This window comes from Streptomyces sp. DvalAA-43 (genome assembly GCF_900091725.1).
In the GTDB taxonomy this organism is placed as follows: domain Bacteria; phylum Actinomycetota; class Actinomycetes; order Streptomycetales; family Streptomycetaceae; genus Streptomyces; species Streptomyces pulveraceus.
Window position 1 is genome coordinate 131519 of the sequence record NZ_FMBW01000052.1, and the last position, 20516, is coordinate 152034.

Sequence of the window (20516 nt, forward strand, 5' to 3'; positions counted from 1 at the left end):
GAGCGCGATGGACGATGGTGCGCCCCGCCCCGCGCCACGATGCTCTGGGGCATGGCAATCATCGAAGCGAACGGGGTGCGGAAGGCGTACGCCGGGCGCACCGTGGTCGACGGAGTGAGCTTCACCGTCGACGAGGGGGAGATCTTCGGGATCCTCGGCCCCAACGGCGCGGGCAAGACCACCACCGTCGAGTGCATCGGGGGACTGCGGGTCCCCGACGCCGGTACGGTCCGCGTCGCCGGACTCGACCCCGTCGCCGACCACGACCGGGTCACCCGGCTGCTCGGCGCCCAGCTCCAGGAGAGCGAACTCCAGCCCAAGATCACCGTGGCCGAGGCGCTGGAGCTCTACAGCGCCTTCTACCCGGACCCCGCCGACTGGCGGGAGCTCGCCGAACGGCTGGGCCTGCACACCGCGTTCGGCACCCGCTTCGCGAAGCTGTCCGGCGGTCAGAAGCAGCGGCTCTCCATCGCGCTGGCCCTGGTCGGCAACCCGCGCGTGGTGGTGCTCGACGAGCTGACCACCGGACTGGACCCACGGGCCCGCCGGGACACCTGGAAGCTGATCGAGGACGTACGCGACAGCGGCGTCACCGTCCTGCTGGTCACCCACTTCATGGAGGAGGCCAGACAGCTCTGCGACCGGATCGCCGTGATCGACAAGGGGAAGGTCGTCGCCCTCGACACCCCCTCCGGGCTGATCGGCAAGGCGGACAGCTCCACCGTCATCTCCTTCACCCCGTCCCGTCCGCTCGCCGACACCGAGCTGGGGCAGCTGCCCGGCGCGGCCTCCGTCGAGCGCAAGGGCGACCGCATCGTCATCAGCGGCACCGACGAGACGGTCAACGCGGTGATCTCCCTGCTGGCCCGGCACAGCGTCACCGCACACCGGCTCCGCGTCTCCGAGGCGACGCTCGACGACGCCTTCCTCGACCTCACAGAACAGGCTTCCTGAGATGACCACGGCGCACCCGGCCCCGGCGACGGCCACCACGACACCCGCACCGGCGTCCGCGCACAGGGCGGTGCTCAGGACCGAGGCCCGGCTCTTCCTGCGCGAACCCGGCGCCCTGTTCTGGATCGTCGTCTTCCCGACCGCGCTCCTGTCGATCCTCGGCCTCATCCCCTCCTTCGGGGAGCACAAGGACGAACTCGGCGGCCGACGCGTCATCGACCTGTACGTACCGGTGGCGGTCCTGCTCGCCATGATCATGTCCGGGCTCCAGGCCATGCCACCCGTCCTCACCGGCTACCGCGAACGCGGCATCCTGCGCCGGATGTCCACCACCCCGGTACGCCCCTCCGCGCTGCTCACCGCGCAGATCGCGCTGCACGGCGCCGCCGCCCTCGCCTCCGCCGCACTGGCGATGACCGTCGGCCGGACCGTCTTCGGTGTCGCGCTGCCCCGGCAGGCGGCCGGCTACCTGGTGGCGCTGCTGCTGGCCGTGGCGAGCGTGCTGGCGCTCGGCTCGCTGCTCTGCGCCCTCGCCCGTACGGCCAAGGGGTCCGCCGCCATCAGCTCGGTCGTCTACCTCCTGATGATGTTCACCGCCGGGGTCTGGATCCCGGTGCAGGGCATGCCCGAGACCCTGCGGAACATCGTCCGGTTCACCCCGTTCGGCGCGGCCTCCGAAGCGCTGGACCGGGCGGCCTCCGGCGGCTGGCCCGGCCTCGCGCAGCTCGGCGCGATGGCGCTGTGGACGGCGCTGCTGACGTATCTCGCGACCCGTCTGTTCCGGTGGGAGTGACCGGCGACGCGGAGTAGGGGCAGACTGCGCCCATGAACGCGTGGGACACGGCGACGGCGCACCGGAGCAACACCGTGAACGCCGAGCACGGATGGGAACGGTTCTTCAGGTACGGGCCCTACGGGTTCCTCGGCGCGAGCATCGTCGTATCCGCCGTGAGCGCCCCGCTCATCATGGATCGCGCCGACGTGTACACCGCCGTGGTGCTGGTGCCCGTCGCTCTCGCCCTCCAGCTCTGGTGGGGGCGGGCCGGGCCGGCCGTCGCCCCCAAGTCGCGGGCGCCGCAGTTCTACTACGTCGCCCGCACGCTGATCGCCTTCGCGCTGACCTGGTGCAACCCGTTCTTCTCCGTGTACGCGATTCTCGGGTACTTCGACACCGGGCGGCTGCTCCCGGCCCGCGCCGTCCGTCCCGGGCTCCTGACCACCGCCGTCATCATGGCGGGAGCGCAGTGCGGCAGCGGCCTGCCGCCGGTCTCCCTGATGAACTGGGCCGCCTTCGGCGCCCTGCTCTGCCTGCACGTGACCCTCACCATGGTCTTCGCCAGGATCGGCGACCGCGAGGCCGACCACGCCCGTACCCAGGTCGACACCATCACCGAACTAGAGTCGGCCAACGCCCGCCTCGAACAGGCCCTCGCGGAGAACGCCGGGCTGCACGCCCAACTCCTGGTCCAGGCCCGCGAGGCGGGCGTCGCCGACGAACGACGGCGGCTCGCCGCCGAGATCCACGACACCCTGGCCCAGGGCCTGACCGGCATCATCGCCCAGCTCCAGGTGGTGACCTCGGTCGGCGACACCCGGCCGGAACTGGCCCGGGAGCACCTGGACCGCGCCGCCGCCCTCGCCCGGCACAGCCTCGGCGAGGCCCGCCGCTCGGTCCACGACCTGGTCCCCGCCGCCCTGGAACACGACGACCTGCCGGGCGCCCTGAAGCGCACGGTCACCGACTGGGGGGAACGTAACGGGGTCCGGGCCGAGTTCACCGTCACCGGCACCGTCGAGCCGGTCCACGACGAGATAGCCGCGACCCTCCTGAGGATCGCCGAGGAGGCCCTCGCCAACGTCGGCCGCCACGCCGGGGCCTCCCGGGCCGGGGTCACGCTGTCGTTCATGGGCGTCGAACTCACCCTGGACGTACGGGACGACGGCCGCGGCTTCGACCCGGCCGCCCTGCCCCCGCGCAGCGGTGCGGGCGGCTTCGGGCTCGGCGGGATGCGGGCCCGCGCCGAACGCATCGCGGGCACCGTCGAGGTGGAGACGGAGCCGGGGGGCGGCACGGCGGTCTGCGCCCGGGTGCCCCTGGTCCGCAACAGCCGATGACCAGTACGGTTGACCCGCCATGGCTCAGGAAACCGCACGCGTCATCACGCTCGTCGTCGTCGACGACCACCCCGTCGTACGGGACGGTCTGCGCGGCATGTTCGATTCGGCCCCCGGCTTCGAGGTCCTCGGAGAGGCGTCGAACGGGGTGGAGGGCGTCGAGCTGGCGCTCCGCCTGGACCCCGACGTCGTCCTGATGGACCTGCGGATGCCGGGCGGCGGCGGGGTCGCCGCCATCACCGAACTGACCGGGCGCGGCGCCCGCTCCAAGGTGCTGGTCCTCACCACGTACGACACCGACTCCGACACCCTGCCCGCGATCGAGGCCGGGGCGACCGGCTATCTGCTCAAGGACGCGCCCCGCGACGAGCTGTTCACCGCCGTCCGCGCCGCCGCCGACGGCCGCACCGTGCTCTCGCCCGCCGTCGCCTCCCGGCTCATCTCACGGGTGCGCACCCCGGCGGCGCCGGGCGGCGAGTCGCTCTCGGCCCGCGAACGCGAGGTGCTCGAACTGGTCGCGAAGGGCACGTCGAACCGTGAGATCGCCGCCGAGCTGTTCATCAGCGAGGCCACCGTGAAGACCCATCTCACCCATGTCTTCGCCAAGCTGGGCGCCAAGGACCGGGCCGCCGCCGTCGCGATCGGCTACGAGCGGGGCATCCTCGGCTGACCCGGGCCGTGCGCCCGTGTGCCCACCCGCCCCGCTCGTCCCGCTCATCCCGTGACGCGCAGCAGCTGCACCGACCTGGCCGGTACGGTCAGCGTCCGGTCGCCCGGGTGGGCGGTGCCGGGGGCCGCCGCCTGGTCCTCCCGCGAGGTGTCCAGGACCAGTTCGTAGCCGCGCGCCCACGGGGACCCGGGGAGCCGGAAGCCGGCCGGGCGGTGACCGGCGTGCAGGATCGCCAGGAAGCTGTCGTCCGTGACCGGTTCGCCGCGCGCGTCCAGGCCGGGGATGTCGCGCCCGGAGAGATAGAGCCCGACCGTGGCGGCCGGCGCGTACCAGTCCGCCTCCGTCATCTCCGTACCCTGCGGGGTGAACCAGGCCAGGTCCCGCAGCCCGTCCGCCGCCTGCGGCAGCCCGGAGAAGAAGGCCCGGCGGCGCAGCACCGGATGGGTGCGGCGCAGCCGCAGCACCCGTGCCGTCAGCTCGGTCAGCTCCCGCCACCGCGGCTGTTCGAGCAGGGACCAGTCCAGCCAGCCGATCTCGTTGTCCTGGCAGTAGGCGTTGTTGTTGCCGCCCTGCGTACGGCCCATCTCGTCGCCCGCGACCAGCATCGGCACCCCCGTCGACAGCAGCAGCGTGGCCAGCAGGTTGCGCAGCTGACGGCGGCGCAGCGCGTTGACCCCGGTGTCCTCGCTCTCGCCCTCGGCGCCGCAGTTCCAGGCCCGGTTGTCCGACGTGCCGTCCCGGTTGCCCTCGCCGTTGGCCTCGTTGTGCTTCTGTTCGTAGCTGACGAGATCGCGCAGGGTGAAGCCGTCGTGCGCGGTGACGAAGTTGACCGAGGCGTACGGGCGCCGGCCGCCCCACGCGTAGAGGTCGCTGGATCCGGTCAGCCGGTAGCCGAGGTCCCGTACGTCGGGCAGGGCCCCGCGCCAGAAGTCCCGTACGGCGTCGCGGTAGCGGTCGTTCCACTCGGTCCACAGCGGTGGGAAGGCCCCCACCTGGTAGCCGCCGTTGCCGACGTCCCACGGCTCCGCGATCAGCTTCACCCGGCGCAGCACCGGGTCCTGGGCGATCACCGCGAGGAACGGCGAGAGCATGTCGACGTCGTGCAGGGAACGGGCCAGCGCGGCCGCCAGGTCGAAGCGGAAGCCGTCGACGCCCATCTCCGTCACCCAGTAGCGCAGCGAGTCCGTGATCAGCCGCAGCACCTGCGGCTGGACCACGTGCAGGGTGTTGCCGCAGCCGGTGTAGTCGGCGTATCTGCGGGCGTCGGACTGGAGGCGGTAGTAGCCGCGGTTGTCGATGCCGCGCAGCGACAGCATCGGACCGAGCTCGCCCGCCTCCGCCGTGTGGTTGTAGACCACGTCGAGGATCACCTCGATCCCGGCGTCGTGCAGCGCCCGCACCATCCGCTTGAACTCGCCGACCTGCTGGCCCGCGGTGCCGCTCGCCGAGTAGCCGGCGTGCGGGGCGAAGTAGCCGATGGAGTTGTAGCCCCAGTAGTTGTGCAGCCCGCGCCGCAGCAGATGGTCCTCGTGGGCGAACTGGTGCACCGGCAGCAGCTCCACCGCCGTCACCCCGAGCCGCAGCAGATGACCGACGGCCGCCGGATGGGCGAGACCGGCGTACGTGCCGCGCAGCTCCTCGGGGATCCCGGGGTGGAGTCGGGTGAAGCCGCGCACATGCAGTTCGTAGATGACGGAGTCCGCCCAGGGGGTCTTGGGGCGGCGGTCCTCGGCCCAGTCGTCGTCGTCATGGACCACGACGCCCTTGGGGACGCACGGAGCGGAGTCCCGTTCGTCGCGGACCGTGTCGGCGACATGCTGCTGCGGCCAGTCCCGCACATGGCCGTACACCTCGGGCGGAAGCGTGAACGAGCCGTCCACCGCCCGTGCGTACGGGTCGAGGAGCAGCTTCGCCGGGTTCCAACGGGCCCCCGTCCAGGGATCCCAGCGGCCGTGCACCCGGTAGCCGTAGCGCTGCCCCGGCCGGACGCCCGGTACGAAGCCGTGCCGGATCTCATGGGTCAGCTCGGTCAGCACGAGGCGCCGCTCGGTGCCGTCCTCGTCGAAGAGGCAGAGCTCGACGGCCTCCGCGCCGCCCGCCCAGAGCGCGAAGTTGGTGCCCGCGACCCCGTCGGGACCCACCCGGAAACGGGCCCCGAGCGGCGTCGGGGCACCGGGCCACACGGCCGGCCCCGGTCCCGGCACGGCCTCCCGCCGCTGCCGTCCGGTCGCCGTTCCGTTCTGCTGGACCGCCTCCTGCTCGGCTGCGCTCGACACCTGCTCGCCTCCCGCGGCTCGTGGGGACCTGCACCGGTGAGGGGCGCACGGCGTCCCGGCCGCGGCTCTCCGAGTGCCGTCCTCCCCTGGTTCTTCCCACCCCGGCGGCCGCACTCACGTCTTTCCCGGCCGGCCCCGCCGGAAGACAGGCTCCGCGCTCGGCTGACGCCCCGTCGGCGCCCCGCGACAGCCCCGGCCCGGCGGGTCCGTGACACCTGGAACAGTGCCGGGACAACTTGGGACTGAACGGTGACATCCCGGGGGCCATTTCCCCCTAGCCGGTGTGATTATCTTTCGCTGAGCGTGCATGTGCAGCGCGCGGGGGAGGGAGCCTTTCGGGCTCCCGGGGGCCTTGGCGGGGCCAGGCCGTGTGAGGGGAGAGAACCACATTGAACGGGCAGCCGATATCGGGGACGTCGGCCGGGGCTGACGGCGTACGGCGCGGGCGAGGGTCCAAGGGACCGCTGGCTCTGGTAGCGGGTGCGCTGCTGTTGCTGGTGACGGCGTGCGGCGGCGGAGACGACACGGGCAGCGGCAAGGGCGGCGGGAAGGTCGGCGACACCGCCGCCTCGGCGGCCGTGGTGACCGTCGCGCCCAAGGACGGCGCGGACTCGGTCGCGACCAGCGGGGCGCTGAAGGTCTCGGCCGCGCAGGGGAAGCTGACCACGGTCAAGGTCTCCGACCCCAAGGGCGCCGAGGTCGAGGGGAAGATCGCGACGGACGGCGCGAGCTGGACGCCGGACCAGCACCTCGCGGCGGCCACCAAGTACAAGGTCCACGCGATCGCCAAGGACTCCAAGGGCCGTGAGTCGGCGAAGGACACCAGCTTCACCACGCTGGTTCCGCAGAACACCTTCATCGGGCAGTACACCCCGGAGGACGGCTCCACCGTCGGCGTCGGGATGCCCGTCTCGATCCACTTCACCCGCGGCATCACCGACCCGGCCGCGGTCGAGAACGCGATCAAGGTGACGGCCGAGCCGTCCGTCCCGATCGAGGGCCACTGGTTCGGCAACGACCGGCTGGACTTCCGCCCCGAGGAGTACTGGGCCGCGGGCACCAAGGTGACCGTGAAGCTCAACCTCGACGGCGTCGAGGGACGGCCCGGGGTCTACGGCAAGCAGGCCAAGACGGTCTCCTTCACCATCGGCCGCAAGCAGGTCAGCACGGTCGACGCGAGCACCCACCGGATGAAGGTCGTCCGCGACGGTCAGCAGATCAAGGACATCCCGATCTCGGCGGGCGCCCCGGCGACCACCACGTACAACGGCCAGATGGTCATCAGCGAGAAGCTCAAGGTGACCCGGATGAACGGTGACACCGTCGGCTTCGGCGGCGAGTACGACATCAAGGACGTGCCGCACGCGATGCGTCTGTCCACCTCGGGCACCTTCATCCACGGCAACTACTGGGGCGCCTCCAGCATCTTCGGTTCGACCAACACCAGCCACGGCTGCGTCGGTCTGCAGGACGTGCGCGGCGCCTGGAGCAGCAAGACCTCGGCCGCCTGGCTCTTCGACAACTCGCTCATCGGCGACGTCGTGATCGTGAAGAACTCGCACGACAAGACGATCGCCCCGGACAACGGCCTCAACGGCTGGAACATGTCCTGGTCGGAGTGGACCAAGTAGCCCTTCGCACGAGGAACACGGAGCGGGCCCGGTGCTGTGACCAACAGCACCGGGCCCGCCGCCGTTAGCGACCGCTAACCTGCCTCCCATGACCGCACATCTCGAAGTACGCGACGGCGTCGGCACCATCCGGCTGGACCGTCCGCCCATGAACGCCCTGGACGTAGCCACCCAGGACCGGCTGCGTGAACTCGCCGAGGAGGCGACCCGGCGCGACGACGTGCGCGCCGTCGTCCTCTACGGCGGCGAGAAGGTGTTCGCGGCGGGCGCGGACATCAAGGAGATGCAGGCGATGGACCACCCGGCGATGGTCGTACGGTCCAAGGCGCTGCAGGACTCGTTCACCGCGGTGGCCCGGATCCCCAAGCCCGTCGTCGCCGCCGTCACCGGCTACGCGCTGGGCGGCGGCTGCGAGCTGGCGCTCTGCGCCGACTTCCGTATCGCCGCCGACAACGCCAAGCTGGGCCAGCCCGAGATCCTGCTCGGACTGATCCCGGGCGCGGGCGGCACCCAGCGCCTGGCCCGGCAGATCGGCCCCTCCAAGGCCAAGGACCTGATCTTCACGGGGCGCCACGTCAGGGCCGAAGAGGCCCTGACGATCGGTCTGGTGGACCGGGTGGCGCCCGCCGCCGAGGTGTACGAGCAGGCGCACGCCTGGGCCGCCGCGCTGGCGAAGGGGCCGGCTCTGGCGCTGCGCGCCGCCAAGGAGTCCATCGACGCCGGGCTGGAGACGGACATCGACACCGGGCTCACGATCGAGCGGAACTGGTTCGCCGGACTGTTCGCCACCGAGGACCGGGAACGCGGAATGCGCAGCTTCGTGGAGGACGGACCGGGCAAGGCCAAGTTCCTCTGACCGAACGCCAGTTGGGCACAGAATGACACGGGTTCATCCGTGTGGGCGGATTATCCGGGCCTGGGGACAGCCACGGGTCCCGGCTCCCGGATGGGCCCGTACGGCTGGCTCGAATGGGGTATCCGTGCAGGTCGGAGGGGGTGTGGTGGCTCGCGTTCTGCCGCTGGCATATGCCCTCCGGCCGTCCTGGAATGATGTGTTCCGGGGTGCGGATTCCTTCGGAACGGCCCCGGGGCGCCCGCCTTGCGGCCATGATGGTGTCCATGGCGGGCCTGGAGGGTGTGGAACAGCCGCGACCGCACAGCGGTGCGACAGCGGCACGCTGGATGTCGGCCGGCGATGACGAACAGGCGTTCAAGGCGCTGGAGTTGTTCGGAAATCCGGCGGAGGGCGAAGTCCGGCTGCCCTCCCGTCCGGAGTCCGCGGCCACCGCCCGGCGGCTCACCTCGTGCGTGGTCCTGCGGCAGTGGGCCCTCTCCCCGCAGACCGCCGAGTACGCCGTGCTGCTCGTCTCGGAGCTGGTCGGCAACGCGGTGCGGCACACGGGTGCCCGGGTCTTCGGGCTGCGGATGCTGCGCCGCCGCGGCTGGGTCCGGATCGAGGTGCGCGACCCCTCGCGCGGGCTGCCGTGCCTGATGCCCGTCCAGGAGATGGATGTCAGCGGACGGGGCCTCTTCCTCGTCGACAAGCTCTCCGACCGCTGGGGGGTGGATCTGCTGCCGCGCGGCAAGACCACCTGGTTCGAGATGCGGATCTCCGACCGCTGAACCCGGCGGGTCGTACCCGGAACCACAGCAGCCCCCGGTTCACCGTGATGCGGTGCTTCGGGGGCTGCTGTGTGGGGGCCGTGAAATGGGGGGTGTGTTCACGGCCGCTTGTGACGACCGGGCTCGGGTCATGCGGTCGTGTCACCGACTATGGCAGATGGGCGACCTCCTCGCCAAAAGTGCAAGCGGTACATTCGCTGACATACATGGACAACCGCAGGAAGAATCGCAGGTGTGATGGGTCACTTGCCTGCAAAAGCGCGCATATTTATGGGATTCGATGAGTGATTCATTCGCTTCGCCCATATGACTAAATTGTTATCTTCTTCTCATTTCGCCCCTACTGTGTCTGTACATGAACGCCTCCGACACTCCGGTGCACCGCCGCAGCGCCCTGCGCGCGGGAGCAGGGGCCGCCCTCGCCGGTGTCCTCACCGCCGGATGCGCGGACCGCGACACCGCCGGTACCCCCGCCGGGACCGTCACGAACGCGGTGAGCCCGAAGAACCCCGCCGCCGCGACCACCCGGCCCCCGTCCCCGGAGCCCGCGCCGGGACCGCGCCGCTTCCCCGGGCAGCCGGTCCAGATCGACCACGGCCCCCGCGACCGCGCCCGCGTCGCCCTCACCTTCCACGGCCAGGGCGACCCCGCCATCGCCCGGACCCTGCTCGCCGAGGCCGAACGGGCCCACGCCCGGGTCACCGTCCTCGCCGTCGGCACATGGCTCGACGAACACCCCGAAATGGCCCGGCGCATCCTCGACGGCGGCCACGAACTCGGCAACCACACCCAGCACCACGTCGACATCTCCTCGATGGGCGAGGCCGAGGCGTACGCGGAGATCGACGACTGCGCCCAGCGGCTGCGCAGGCTCACCGGCTCCATCGGCACCTGGTTCCGGCCCTCGCGCACCCGGTACGCCACCCCGCTCGTCCAGCGGCTGGCCGCCAGGGCGGGCTACCCGCACGTCCTCTCGTACGACGTGGACTCCCTCGACTTCACCTCACCCGGCGCCGCGGCCGTCACCCGCAAGGTGGCCGGGGAGATCCGCAACGGATCGGTGGTGAGCCTGCACTTCGGCTACGCGGACACGGTCGCCGCGCTGCCCCTCCTCCTCACCGAAATCGACCGCCGCCACCTGCGCGCGGTGACGACCACGGAGCTGCTGACCTGATGCCTCCCACCACCAAGCACACCGCGGCCCTGCTCGGGGGTGTCCTGCTGGCCGTACTCACCGGCTGCGGCACCTCCGCCGAGAAGACGAACGTCCAGGCCGTCGGCAGCGAGGCCGCCCGGCCCGCCGAGCCCGACCGCGTCGCACCGCCCGCACCGCCGGGGCTCCCCGGGATGCCGCCGGTGCTCGACGCCAAGGACGTCTACGCGGCCGACCGGGTCGGGAAACTCTCCCCGGTGGTCAAGGACTTCCCGTCCCGGGTGTACGTCCCCAACACCAACTCCGACACCGTGTCCGTGATCGACCCCGCGACGTACAAGGTCATCAAGACCATCAAGGTCGGCCGCCAGCCGCAGCACGTCGTGCCGTCCTGGGACCTGAAGACCCTCTGGGTCAACAACGACATCGGCGACAGCCTCACGGCCCTCGACCCGGCCACCGGGAAGACCGGCCGCACGGTGCCGGTCTCCGACCCGTACAACCTCTACTTCACCCCGGACGGCAAGTACGCCGTGGTGATGGCCTCGATGGACCGTCAGCTGGTCTTCCGCGACGCCCACACCATGAAGACGGCCAAGACCGTCCCGGTCGACTGCGCGGGCGTCAACCACGCCGACTTCTCCACCGACGGCCGGTACTTCATCGTCTCCTGCGAGTTCTCCGGCGAGCTCCTCAAGGTCGACACGGCGAGGATGAAGGTCGTCGCCCAGCAGAAGCTGCCGCTCAAGGGCGCGATGCCGCAGGACGTGAAGCTGTCGCCCGACGGCGGGACGTTCTACATCGCGGACATGATCGCCGACGGGATGTGGGTGCTGGACGGGAAGAAGTTCACCACCCCGAAGCTGCTGCGCACCGGCAAGGGCGCCCACGGCCTCTACGTCAGCCGCGACTCCAAGGAGATGTACGTCTCCAACCGGGGCGAGGGCTCCATCTCCGTCTTCGACTTCGCCCAGCGCAAGCTGGTCAAGAAGTGGCGGCTGCCCGGCGGCGGCAGCCCCGACATGGGCGGGGTCTCGGCGGACGGCAAGGTCCTCTGGCTGAGCGGGCGTTACAACTCCGAGGTGTACGCGATCGACACCGCCACCGGCAAACAGCTCGCCCGCATCCCGGTGGGCAGCGGCCCGCACGGACTGGCCGTCTACCCGCAGCCGGGCCGCTACTCGCTCGGCCACACCGGCGTCTTCCGCTGACCGCCGACCCGCACCGCTCGGAGGCCCTGCCGACCGCTCACCCCGCGATCAGCAGGGCCTCCGAGCCCACCGGCCGGTAACCCGCCGCCTGGAACGTCCGCACGCTGCGGGCGTTCCCCGGCGACTGCTGGGCCCACACCACCGCGTCCGGCACCAGCTGCCGGGCCGCCCGCGCCAGCCGTACGCCGAGCCCCCGGCCACGCGCCTCCTCGGCCACCTCGATCGCGGTCTCCCAGCGCCCGGCGACGCCCCGGCCGAGGATCACCACACCGCCCTCGGCGGCCCAGACCCGCACCTCGTCGCGGTACTCCATCGCCCGTGCCACCCGAGGATGCTCCGGGTCCTCGATCTCCCGCAGCGCGATCTCCGGTTCGCCGGGCAGCGCGTGTGCGACCGTCAGCAGGTCGATGGTGTTCATGTGACGGCCGCTCCGGGCCATCAGCGCGCTCAGGAAGTACGGATTCATCGTCGCGGCGAGCTCGTCGCCCGGGGCGCGGGCCAGCACGGACCGCACCCAGTCGGGATCCTCGTCGGTGAAGACCACCGAGTGCGCGGTGAACGCCAGCACGCCCGCGTCCCGGGCACCGGGCTGCCCCACCACCGTCGTGGCCCCGTCCGGCGAGGGAAACCGCCCCTGCGCCGCGGCCGTCAGAATCCGTGCCAGTGCGTCATCCATGGTGCTCCGCTCCCCGTCCGGGCCGTGGTCCGCCCGGCGGCGGACCCCCGTCCATGATCGACGACCGGCCGCCGCGAAGGCCATCGGCCGAGACCGTTAATCTGACCATCGCCGGTCAGACATGGGCCGGGCATCGATCAGGTATGACGAAGGGGCGGAACCGTGGCGGACATCGAGGCTGCGCGCAAGGCATTCGAGCGGTTCGATCTGAACGGCGACGGGCTGATCTCGGCCGCCGAGTACAAGAGCGTGATGGCTCAGCTCGGCGACCCCTACGTCACCGAGCCGGTGGCCCAGGCCGTCATCAACTCGCACGACGGCAACGGCGACGGGCTGCTCACGTTCGACGAGTTCTGGGCGGCGCAGAACAAGGGCTGAACCCGCCGGAGGACCCCCGGCCGTCGGGCCGGGGGCCGCCGTCGGTGCCGTCGTCAGGACTTCGTCCGGTACGGCGCCCAGCCGCGCAGCTCCTCGTCGCGCGGGGCCCGCACCACGGCGGGCTTCCCGGGGCCGAAGCCCATCACCGGGCGCGAGGCGTCCCAGCCCGGCCATCCCGGATCGCCGGAGGCGGCGAACGCCACCCACGCCGCGTGCATCGCGTCGGCCAGCGCCTGCGGCGCGTCCGCACCGGTCAGCGCCACCGCGTCGGGCTTCTCCAGCGTGTCGAAGACGAAGCCGATCTCCAGCGCGTGACAGGCGCCCAGCCGCAGCACCGGGGACGGCCAGCCGAACTCGTAGAGATGGGTGGTTCCCGGGGCCTGCGCACGGGCGTCGGCCACCCGGTTCAGCGGGATCCGCAGCAGCAGATCGGTGGCGAGCGCCCCGAGCAGCTCACCCGGTGTGGCACCCGGCCGGTTCGCCCGGTACGTACGCGTCGTGGCGCCCGGTACCCCGAACTTCAGCAGGGCCAGCCGGAGCTTGAACGCCGAGAGACGCTCCGTCAGACCGCTGGGCACGAACCAGAGCCGGTACTCCTCGCTGTTCGACCCCATCAGCAGATCGACGTCGGCGGCGGCGCCGTCCAGCAGCGCTTCGAGCGGATCGCGGGGCAGCAGATCGCCGTCCACCACGATCTGGAAGGAGTTCCCGCCGGTCAGCGGGGAGCCGCCGGCCGTCACCTCGGTCTGCGCGGCCAGCAGCGCGGCCGGATCCACCGCGGCCAGCGCCCCGGCCGTCGCCGCGACCCCGAGCCGCTTGGCGACCAGCTCCGTGGTGCGGCGGGCCGCCGCGTCCAGCGGCAGCGCGGTCGGCGCACCGCTCTGCAACACCGCCCGCCGGAACAGGCCCCTCGCCCGAGGGGCGGCCAGCAGGGCGCCGATGCTGATCGCCCCCGCCGACTCGCCGCACACCGTGACCCGGTCCGGATCGCCGCCGAACGCCGCGATGTTCTCCCGCACCCAGGTCAGCGCCGCGATCTGGTCGAGCAGCCCCCGGTTGGCGGGCGCGTCCGGGAACACCCCGAACCCCTCCATGCCGAGCCGGTAGTTGACCGACACCAGGACCACACCGTCGCGGGCGAACGCCGTCCCGTCGTAGAGCGGAACGGCCGACGAGCCGTGCAGCAGCGAACCGCCGTGGATCCAGACGAGCACCGGCAACCCGGCGCGGGCCGGGTCCGGCGTCCACACATTGAGGTTGAGACAGTCGTCGCCCGGCACATCGGGGTCGGGCAGCAGCCGGTCCAGCGGCGGGCTGTACGGCCGCTTGGGCGCGGTCGGCCCGAACGCCACCGCGTCCCGCACCCCCGCCCACGGCTCGGGCGGCTCGGGCGCCCGGAACCGCCGGGCGCCGACCGGCGCGGCGGCGTACGGGATGCCCCGGAAGACGGCGACCCCTCGCTCCAGGGTGCCGCGCACCGTCCCGTGGACCGTGCTGACCCGGGGCGGTGTCCCGGATATCGGAGGGGGTACGACAGCCATGAGGTCCAGCCCTTCTGCGGCGCGATCACGGACGGTGCCGGCGCGGACGGCGACCGGCGATCCGGACGGGACGGCCGGCACCGTCCGGGTGCGGCGGGCGCCCCGGCGGTACCGGTCACTCGATACGTACCCGGTCCGGGGCCGCGCGGACCCGGACCGGCCGGTGTCGCCGGGGGCGACCGGGGCGGGATCAGGGCGCGGACGGCGCCGTCAGGGCTCGTTTGAGGACCTTGCCGGTCGGTCCCAGCGGCAGCGACTCGGTGAACCGCACGATCCGCGGATACTTGTGCCGCCCCAGCCGCTCCCTGGACCAGGCGATCAGCTCCCGCTCCGTCACCGCCTCCGCCCCGGCGCGCACCACGACCACCGCGCAGATCTCCTCGCCGCGCACCTCGTCGGGCACGCCGATCACCGCGACCTCGGAGACCGCCGGATGGCGGACCAGCACCTCCTCCACCTCACGCGGATAGATGTTGAAGCCGCCCCGGATGACCAGGTCCTTCTTCCGGTCGACGATGCTCAGGAAGCCGTCCTCGTCCAGGACCCCGAGGTCCCCGGTCCGGAACCAGCCGTCGACCAGCGCCGCGGCCGTCGCCGCCGGATCGTCGAGGTACCCGGCGAACACGTTGTGGCCGCGCACCACCACCTCGCCGACCCCGCCGTCCGGGAGCAGCACCACGGCGTCCTCCACCGCCGCGTCCGCCACCCCGACCTCCACGCCCCAGACCGGGTGGCCGACCGTGCCGGGGCGCCGGCCGAGCTGGGGCTGGTTGAAGGTGGCGACCGGGGAGGTCTCGGTCAGCCCGTAGCCCTCCAGGACCTGCGTCGCGAAGGTCTCCTCGAAGCGTTCGAGCACGGCGACGGGGAGGGCCGCGCCGCCCGAGACGGCCGCGCGCAGGGTGAGCCGGGGCGCCGTGTCGTCCCGGGCCGCGGCGCCCAGCGCCGCCGCCTCGACGAGGGCGTGGTACATCGTCGGCACGCCCATGAAGACGCTCACCCCTTCGGCGGCCAGCAGCTCCAGCGCGCCCGCCCCGCTGAAGCGAGGCATCAGGACGAGCGTGGCCCCGGCCCGGAGCGTCGCGTTCATCGCACAGGTCTGCCCGTAGGTGTGGAACAGGGGCAGACAGCCGAGGACCACGTCGTCGACGTCAAGACCCAGCAGGTCGTGGGCGATCACGGAGGCGTTCATCACGACGTTGAGATGGGTGAGCAGGGCGCCCTTGGGCCGCCCGGTCGTGCCGCTGGTGTAGAGGATCACCGCGATGTCGTCCGGGGCCGCCGGCTCCGGCGCGGGCAGCGGCTCGCCGCCCGCCGGCAGGCCGTGCACGGCCCGGACCCCGGTGGCGCGCGCCGCCTCCTCGGCGACCGGCCACATCGGACCCCCGCCGATCAGCGCGACGGCACCGCTGTGCCGCAGCACGTACGCCACCTCGTTGGCCACCAGCAGCCCGTGCACCGGCACCACCGTCGCCCCGGCGGCCAGCGCGCCGTAGTACGCGTACAGGAAGTCCACCGAATTGGGCAGCAGCACCGCGACCCGGTCGCCCGGCCGGACCCCGGAGGCCCGCAGCGCGCCCGCACAGCGCAGGGCCCCCGCCCAGAGCTCGCGGTAGCCGGTCCGGTCACCCGAATCGACCACGGCGACACGGTCGGGATGCCTGCGGGCCGACTCGCCCAGGACGGTTGCGACGCTGAGAAACATGACACGCTCCAGGACACATGGCGTTCACACGGCTGCTCCTGCTCAGAATCGGCCGTTCCCCGCCTCCGCGCCATGTGCAGGTGCCCACCATGCGCGCCGCCCACCTGGGCAGGAGCCACGCGCATCCGTGCACGGCAAGGCATTCGCCTAACGCGCGGGTGCCAGGAGCTGTCCCTCGGGGCCTGTCCGGCGGATCAGGCCGGACAGCCCTTAGCCTTCGGTCATGGCGCAGAATCCGGGTGCCCGAGCCCCGCGCACCGAAGGCCCCCGCCCCGGCGACGACGGCGAGCTGCGGGGTGCCCTGGCCCGTGCCCTCCTGCCGAGGATCGACGAGCTGACCCGGCGGGTCGTCGACGACATCCACGCGCACAGCGGTACGTACGCCTCCGGCTCGCCCGTCAGCCGGGACGACCTGGGGGAGATCTGCCGCGTCAACCTGCTGCGCGCGCTGGAGGACTTCGGCGGGCTGCCGTCCGGCGCGGGCGACTTCGAGCACGCGGCGCGCGAGACGGGACGGCGCCGCGCGGAGCAGGGCGTGGCGCTGGACACCGTGCTCCAGGCCTACCGGCGCGGCGGCCGGGTGATGTGGCAGATGATGGCCGAGCATCTGCGCGTGACGCGCGGGACACCGCGGGCCGTGGGACCGGTCGCGGGCGACCCGGACACCGAGCTGGACATGGCGGGCGCCGTCTGGGAGACCATCGACCGCTACTCCCTGGTGATGGCGGAGTCGTACCGGCTGACCCAGCTGGAGATGCAGGGCCGCCAGGAGACCCGCCGCGTCGCCCTCTTCGAGGCCCTGCTCGACGGGCGGGGCGATGATCCGGCGGTCGCGGCGGCCGCCGCCGCCGCGCTGGGCGTGCCGCTCCACGACCGGTACGCCGTCGTCGTCGCCGCCCAGGACCCGGCCGCGCCGCCCAACCCGGCACCCGTCCTCGACGACCACGGCATCTGGTCCTTCTGGCGGCCCCGCTCGGGCCGGTACGCGGGCATCGTGCGGCTGGCCGCGGGGGAGTCCGGCGTCCTGCTCGACCTGCTGCGGCACCGCACGGGCGCCACCGCGGGCGTGTCGCCGGAGTTCGACCGGCTCGCCCAGGCGGGCAGGGCGCTGCGCCTGGCCGAGCAGGCGCTCCGCACGCTGCCCGCCGGAAGCGGCGAGGCGGCGGCCTTCGACGACCGGCTCGCGGAGGTGCTCCTGGTCGGCCGGCCGGAGATCGCCGGGCGCATCGTCACCACGCGGCTGGGCGGGGTCCTGGACGCGTCGGCCGAACGCGAGGTGCTGCTCGGCACCCTCCGGGTCTGGCTCGACAGCGGCTGCTCGGCGGCGCGGGCGGCCGAACTCCTCTACTGCCACCGCAACACGGTCCTCAACCGGATCGGCCGGATCGCCGAACTCACCGGCTGCTCCGCGGAGTCGGGCGAGGTGCGGCTGGGGTGGGCGCTGGCCCTCAGGGCGCTGCCGCTGATCGGCGCCGACGGCGAGCGGGCGGCGGTGGACGGCGACCTGGGCCGGGCCGGGCCGTGAGGGCCGCCGCGCGGGACCGGGGGACGTCGCCCGGCCCCCGGTCGTCGGCTCCCGCGCCGTGCTGATGGATGGTCAGGCCGCGAAGTACGTGGACAGGGAGTCCCGTTCGTCGACCTCGACGAGATCCGGGCGGGTGTAGCGCTCCGCGCGGGCGTGGTAGTCGAAGTCGCCCCGGACCAGCCCGCGGTAGTCCCGTACGCACTGTTCCAGCGCGGCCCGGGTGCGGCCCTGGATGCCGGCCGCCTCGATCTCCTCGATCAGTTCCTTCTCGGCGCGCTGCACCCGCTGCGCGATCCCCGCGAGCTGGGCCCCGGCCTCGTCGACGGCCTCCTGGAGCGTGCATCCGCGATCGCGCTGGATGAGGTGGACCGCATTGTGCTCGTACCCGAGCAGCGCCTCCTTCTCGAAGGAGCAGATGTCGTTGCAGAGCCCCGAGTGATCGGTGACGGCATTGCGCAGCGCGATGTACGCGGGAAGGCTCCGGGCCGATTCCGGGAGGTCGATCCCCGTGGTGATCTCATGGAGGTCCAGGAAGGGCTGCATGGCCACCGAGTCCCGGCGGTGCTTCACGAATTCGGACCGGCTCGGCGCCTGCCCGGCGGCCCGCTCCACGGCCTCGGCGTAGTAGGTCCACAGCCAGGCGACGGTGTCCCGCCGGAACTGCCGGATCCAGCGCGCCGAGCGGTTCCGGTAGGTCCGGGTCCGCAGTCCCACGAGCGCCCGCTCCATGGCGCCGCTCGGCGAGCCGCCGTCCAGGACGGTGACCAGCCGGTCGATCGCGGCCTCGCACATGCGCGGATCGCGACCGGCGGGTCCGTCGTCGAACTCGTCGTCGACGAGGAAGGCCCAGAAGAGCCATTGGCAGAAGAGATCGAGATGCTGCTGCGAGGCGGTGGGAAAAATGAGGGAGATCCAGAGTTCGGGCCTGGTCCGGATCATCTTCTTCCGGGCCACCGGGGAGAGCGCGAGATCATTGGATTCGGCCCATTCCCACGCTGCCTCCCTGGTTCTGTCGATCCCGGGATTGCATCCGGTGCTCTGGAACGGCATATGAAACGCTGGCAGCACAATCTGGCTCATTGGTGCCCCTCGTCGAAACGATTCGGATGAACGATACGAACGGGTAACCGGTCGGACGCAGGCGTCGGCGCCGGGTACGCAGCGGGGGACGGGCCGTCCGCACCCACCGACCCTGGCCAGAGGCTCACCGTGCGGGACGAGGCAGTCATTCCTGCTCACTCTCCTCTGCCAGGGGTCGGGGCATCGGGGCCGGGCCCGTGGGCCCGTGGTGGCAATCGCCCTCGGTGCAGGACGGCGGCATCACCATGCGTGATCCCCAGTCAACCCCTTGTGGGGGTAAGAAGGAAGCCATTTGTGACCGAAATTGCTTGATCGACAAAAACGAGTGAACATCTCTGAGTGGTTAATGGCCCCTTGTGGTGATCGCCTCTCCGCGGCGCATATGCCCAAGTGGATTGCCACGCCGTCGATTTCGCGCCGTCCCGGAATGGTGACGGCCCCGCCCGGCTTTCCGGGGGCGAGGCCGTACCGTGCTGTCGAAGGTCACCCGACAGGATCTCAGGCGCCTTTCAGGTGTCGCATCAGCCGTTCGAAGTCCTGCCAGCCCGACAGGTCCGAGGGGTCGCCCGGCAGCGGGTAGTACAGCGCCGGGCGGGACCTCGGGCCGAGTTGGACCGGCGGCTCGGAGAGCGGGGTGCGCCGGGCCCGGTCGCCGGGCATCTCGCGCACCTCCTCCGCGCCGAGCACGAAGGCCAGCGGGACCCCCGGCCCCTCGAAGCGCGGCGGTACGGCCAAGTCGCGCCGCGCCTTGCGGAGTTGGACCAGCATCGACTGGAGGTGATGACGGGTGGCGAGCACCTCGGCCACCCGGGGCAGGGCGTCCAGCGGGGGCTCCTCGCCGGGACCGTAGCCGAACGCCAGGGTGACGTCCTCCTCCACACCCGCCTTCGTACGGCTGATGCGCACCGTGGCCAGACCCGGCCGGTCCGGGCCGCCGACCACCACGAGCCAGGTCGGCGCGGGCGCCCGGTCGAAGGCGACATCGGTCAGCCGACGCAGCGACCACGGCAGATTGGCGGGCTCGGCGGTGCCCCACCCCGCCGGAGGCTGCCCCGTCAGCTCCTGCCACACCGCTTCCAGCGCCCCGCCCAGCACCAGCCGGTCGTCCGCCGGGTGGACCGTGCGGTACGAGATCGCCAACTGCCGCTCACCGGTCTCCCTGACCTCCTGATAGGCGGCGGCCACCGGCGTGCGCGGGTCCTCCGGGGTGGCGTCGGCCGACTCGACTGTCGCGAACAGCCCGTTCTGCCAGCGCAGCACGGCACCGGACAGCCCGTCGTAGTAGCCGTCCTTCTCGTCCTGCACCACCCAGCGCGACGGCCACCCGCTCAGGCTGTTGCGTACGGCGGGGGAGAGCGTGGCACCCGGCGAGGTGACGATCTGGAGCCCCAGCTCGGCGTTGGCCGCGGCCCGGAACGCGTCCGAGAGCCAGGCCGTCATGGCGATCACCGGGCGGTCCTGGATGATGACGGCCACCTTGTCGGTGAGCGCGTCGACGGCGGGCTGCGCGGCGGCGGGCGTGGGCGCGACGCTCACCCCGTCGGTCTTCACCACCGCGAGGGAGCGCGCGGCCTCCGGCGGCCAGGCCGAGCCCCCGGCCAGGGTGGCGATCCGGGCCGCGAAGGTGCCCGCGAGCAGCTCGGCCTCCTCGACACCGGTGGTGGCACGGGCCTCCGTCCACCAGAACGGGACCGGCGGCGCGGTGGCGCCGAGCAGCCGCTCCGCCTCGCCCGCGACCTGCACCAGCAGCGGCGCCTCGATCGAGACGAGCGGCCGGCCCTGTTCGTCGCAGAGCTGCACGACGGCATCCTCGCCCGTCGTCCCCACCAGCTTCTCCGGGCCGCCCGCGAGCAGCCCCGCGAGCACCGTCAACGGGTCGGGCATGCGCGTGGTGAGGGCGATGACGTCCTTGGTCATGTGGTCGGCCGTTCCTTCTTCGTCCGGGGTGCGGATGTGCGGTGGGGGCGGCCCGCGGACGCGG

General features: G+C 72.3%; 17 protein-coding genes. 11 read left to right on the forward strand and 6 right to left on the reverse strand.

What is annotated here, in order from left to right:
- Positions 1-51: 51 nt before the first annotated feature.
- The 4 genes from GA0115234_RS21685 to GA0115234_RS21700 are packed head-to-tail and all read left to right on the forward strand — an operon-like array spanning position 52 to position 3739.
- The gene (locus tag GA0115234_RS21685; RefSeq protein ID WP_093544198.1) at positions 52-954 is read left to right on the forward strand and encodes an ABC transporter ATP-binding protein; all 903 of its coding nucleotides are present in this window, start codon (positions 52-54) and stop codon (positions 952-954) included.
- Between the two features lies 1 nt (position 955).
- Positions 956-1747, forward strand: a complete 792-nt coding sequence (locus GA0115234_RS21690; RefSeq protein ID WP_093544146.1) for an ABC transporter permease — start codon at positions 956-958, stop codon at positions 1745-1747.
- A gap of 32 nt (positions 1748-1779) precedes the next feature.
- Positions 1780-3069, forward strand: a complete 1290-nt coding sequence (locus GA0115234_RS21695) for a sensor histidine kinase (protein ID WP_093544148.1) — start codon at positions 1780-1782, stop codon at positions 3067-3069.
- A gap of 19 nt (positions 3070-3088) precedes the next feature.
- Positions 3089-3739, forward strand: a complete 651-nt coding sequence (locus GA0115234_RS21700) for a response regulator (protein WP_093544150.1) — start codon at positions 3089-3091, stop codon at positions 3737-3739.
- A gap of 44 nt (positions 3740-3783) precedes the next feature.
- On the opposite strand, the gene glgX is transcribed toward GA0115234_RS21700, so the two are convergent.
- On the reverse strand, positions 3784-6015 hold the full coding sequence (gene glgX / locus GA0115234_RS21705) for a glycogen debranching protein GlgX (RefSeq protein WP_161275628.1): 2232 nt from the start codon (positions 6013-6015) through the stop codon (positions 3784-3786).
- A 389-nt stretch (positions 6016-6404) separates the two neighbouring features.
- Between glgX and GA0115234_RS21710 the strand changes: the two genes are divergently transcribed.
- From GA0115234_RS21710 to GA0115234_RS21730, 5 genes are all read left to right on the forward strand, one after another.
- The gene (locus GA0115234_RS21710; protein WP_093544154.1) at positions 6405-7646 is read left to right on the forward strand and encodes a L,D-transpeptidase; all 1242 of its coding nucleotides are present in this window, start codon (positions 6405-6407) and stop codon (positions 7644-7646) included.
- Between the two features lie 88 nt (positions 7647-7734).
- On the forward strand, positions 7735-8502 hold the full coding sequence (locus GA0115234_RS21715; protein WP_093544156.1) for an enoyl-CoA hydratase/isomerase family protein: 768 nt from the start codon (positions 7735-7737) through the stop codon (positions 8500-8502).
- 251 nt (positions 8503-8753) lie between these two features.
- Positions 8754-9269: an ATP-binding protein gene (locus GA0115234_RS21720; RefSeq protein WP_093544158.1), complete on the forward strand. Its 516-nt coding sequence runs from the start codon at positions 8754-8756 to the stop codon at positions 9267-9269.
- A gap of 355 nt (positions 9270-9624) precedes the next feature.
- Positions 9625-10443, forward strand: a complete 819-nt coding sequence (locus GA0115234_RS21725; protein ID WP_093544160.1) for a polysaccharide deacetylase family protein — start codon at positions 9625-9627, stop codon at positions 10441-10443.
- The gene (locus GA0115234_RS21730; protein ID WP_093544162.1) at positions 10443-11633 is read left to right on the forward strand and encodes a YncE family protein; all 1191 of its coding nucleotides are present in this window, start codon (positions 10443-10445) and stop codon (positions 11631-11633) included. Before GA0115234_RS21725 ends, GA0115234_RS21730 begins: the two co-directional genes overlap by 1 nt.
- A 37-nt stretch (positions 11634-11670) precedes the next feature.
- Here GA0115234_RS21730 and GA0115234_RS21735 read toward each other — a convergent pair whose 3' ends face one another.
- Positions 11671-12309 (reverse strand): GNAT family N-acetyltransferase, encoded by a 639-nt coding sequence (locus GA0115234_RS21735; RefSeq protein ID WP_093544164.1) that lies wholly within the window; start codon positions 12307-12309, stop codon positions 11671-11673.
- 162 nt (positions 12310-12471) lie between these two features.
- Here GA0115234_RS21735 and GA0115234_RS21740 point away from each other — a divergent pair, with 162 nt between their 5' ends.
- Positions 12472-12687 (forward strand): EF-hand domain-containing protein, encoded by a 216-nt coding sequence (locus GA0115234_RS21740; protein ID WP_093544166.1) that lies wholly within the window; start codon positions 12472-12474, stop codon positions 12685-12687.
- Positions 12688-12740: 53 nt separating this feature from the next.
- Here the strand turns inward: GA0115234_RS21740 and GA0115234_RS21745 are convergent, their stop codons facing one another.
- Together GA0115234_RS21745 and GA0115234_RS21750 are read right to left on the reverse strand one after the other, a co-directional pair.
- A complete protein-coding gene (locus tag GA0115234_RS21745) occupies positions 12741-14228 on the reverse strand; it encodes a carboxylesterase/lipase family protein (protein ID WP_093544200.1) in 1488 nt (495 codons plus the stop codon).
- Positions 14229-14418: 190 nt separating this feature from the next.
- The gene (locus tag GA0115234_RS21750; protein ID WP_093544168.1) at positions 14419-15930 is read right to left on the reverse strand and encodes a long-chain-fatty-acid--CoA ligase; all 1512 of its coding nucleotides are present in this window, start codon (positions 15928-15930) and stop codon (positions 14419-14421) included.
- Between the two features lie 223 nt (positions 15931-16153).
- Between GA0115234_RS21750 and GA0115234_RS21755 the strand changes: the two genes are divergently transcribed.
- Entirely contained in the window at positions 16154-17455 is a 1302-nt protein-coding gene (locus GA0115234_RS21755) for a PucR family transcriptional regulator (protein WP_093544170.1), read from the forward strand.
- Between the two features lie 72 nt (positions 17456-17527).
- Here the strand turns inward: GA0115234_RS21755 and GA0115234_RS21760 are convergent, their stop codons facing one another.
- On the reverse strand, positions 17528-18505 hold the full coding sequence (locus tag GA0115234_RS21760) for a terpene synthase family protein (protein ID WP_093544172.1): 978 nt from the start codon (positions 18503-18505) through the stop codon (positions 17528-17530).
- Between the two features lie 528 nt (positions 18506-19033).
- Positions 19034-20452, reverse strand: a complete 1419-nt coding sequence (locus GA0115234_RS21765) for a DUF6177 family protein (RefSeq protein ID WP_093544174.1) — start codon at positions 20450-20452, stop codon at positions 19034-19036.
- Between the last annotated feature and the right edge of the window lie 64 nt (positions 20453-20516).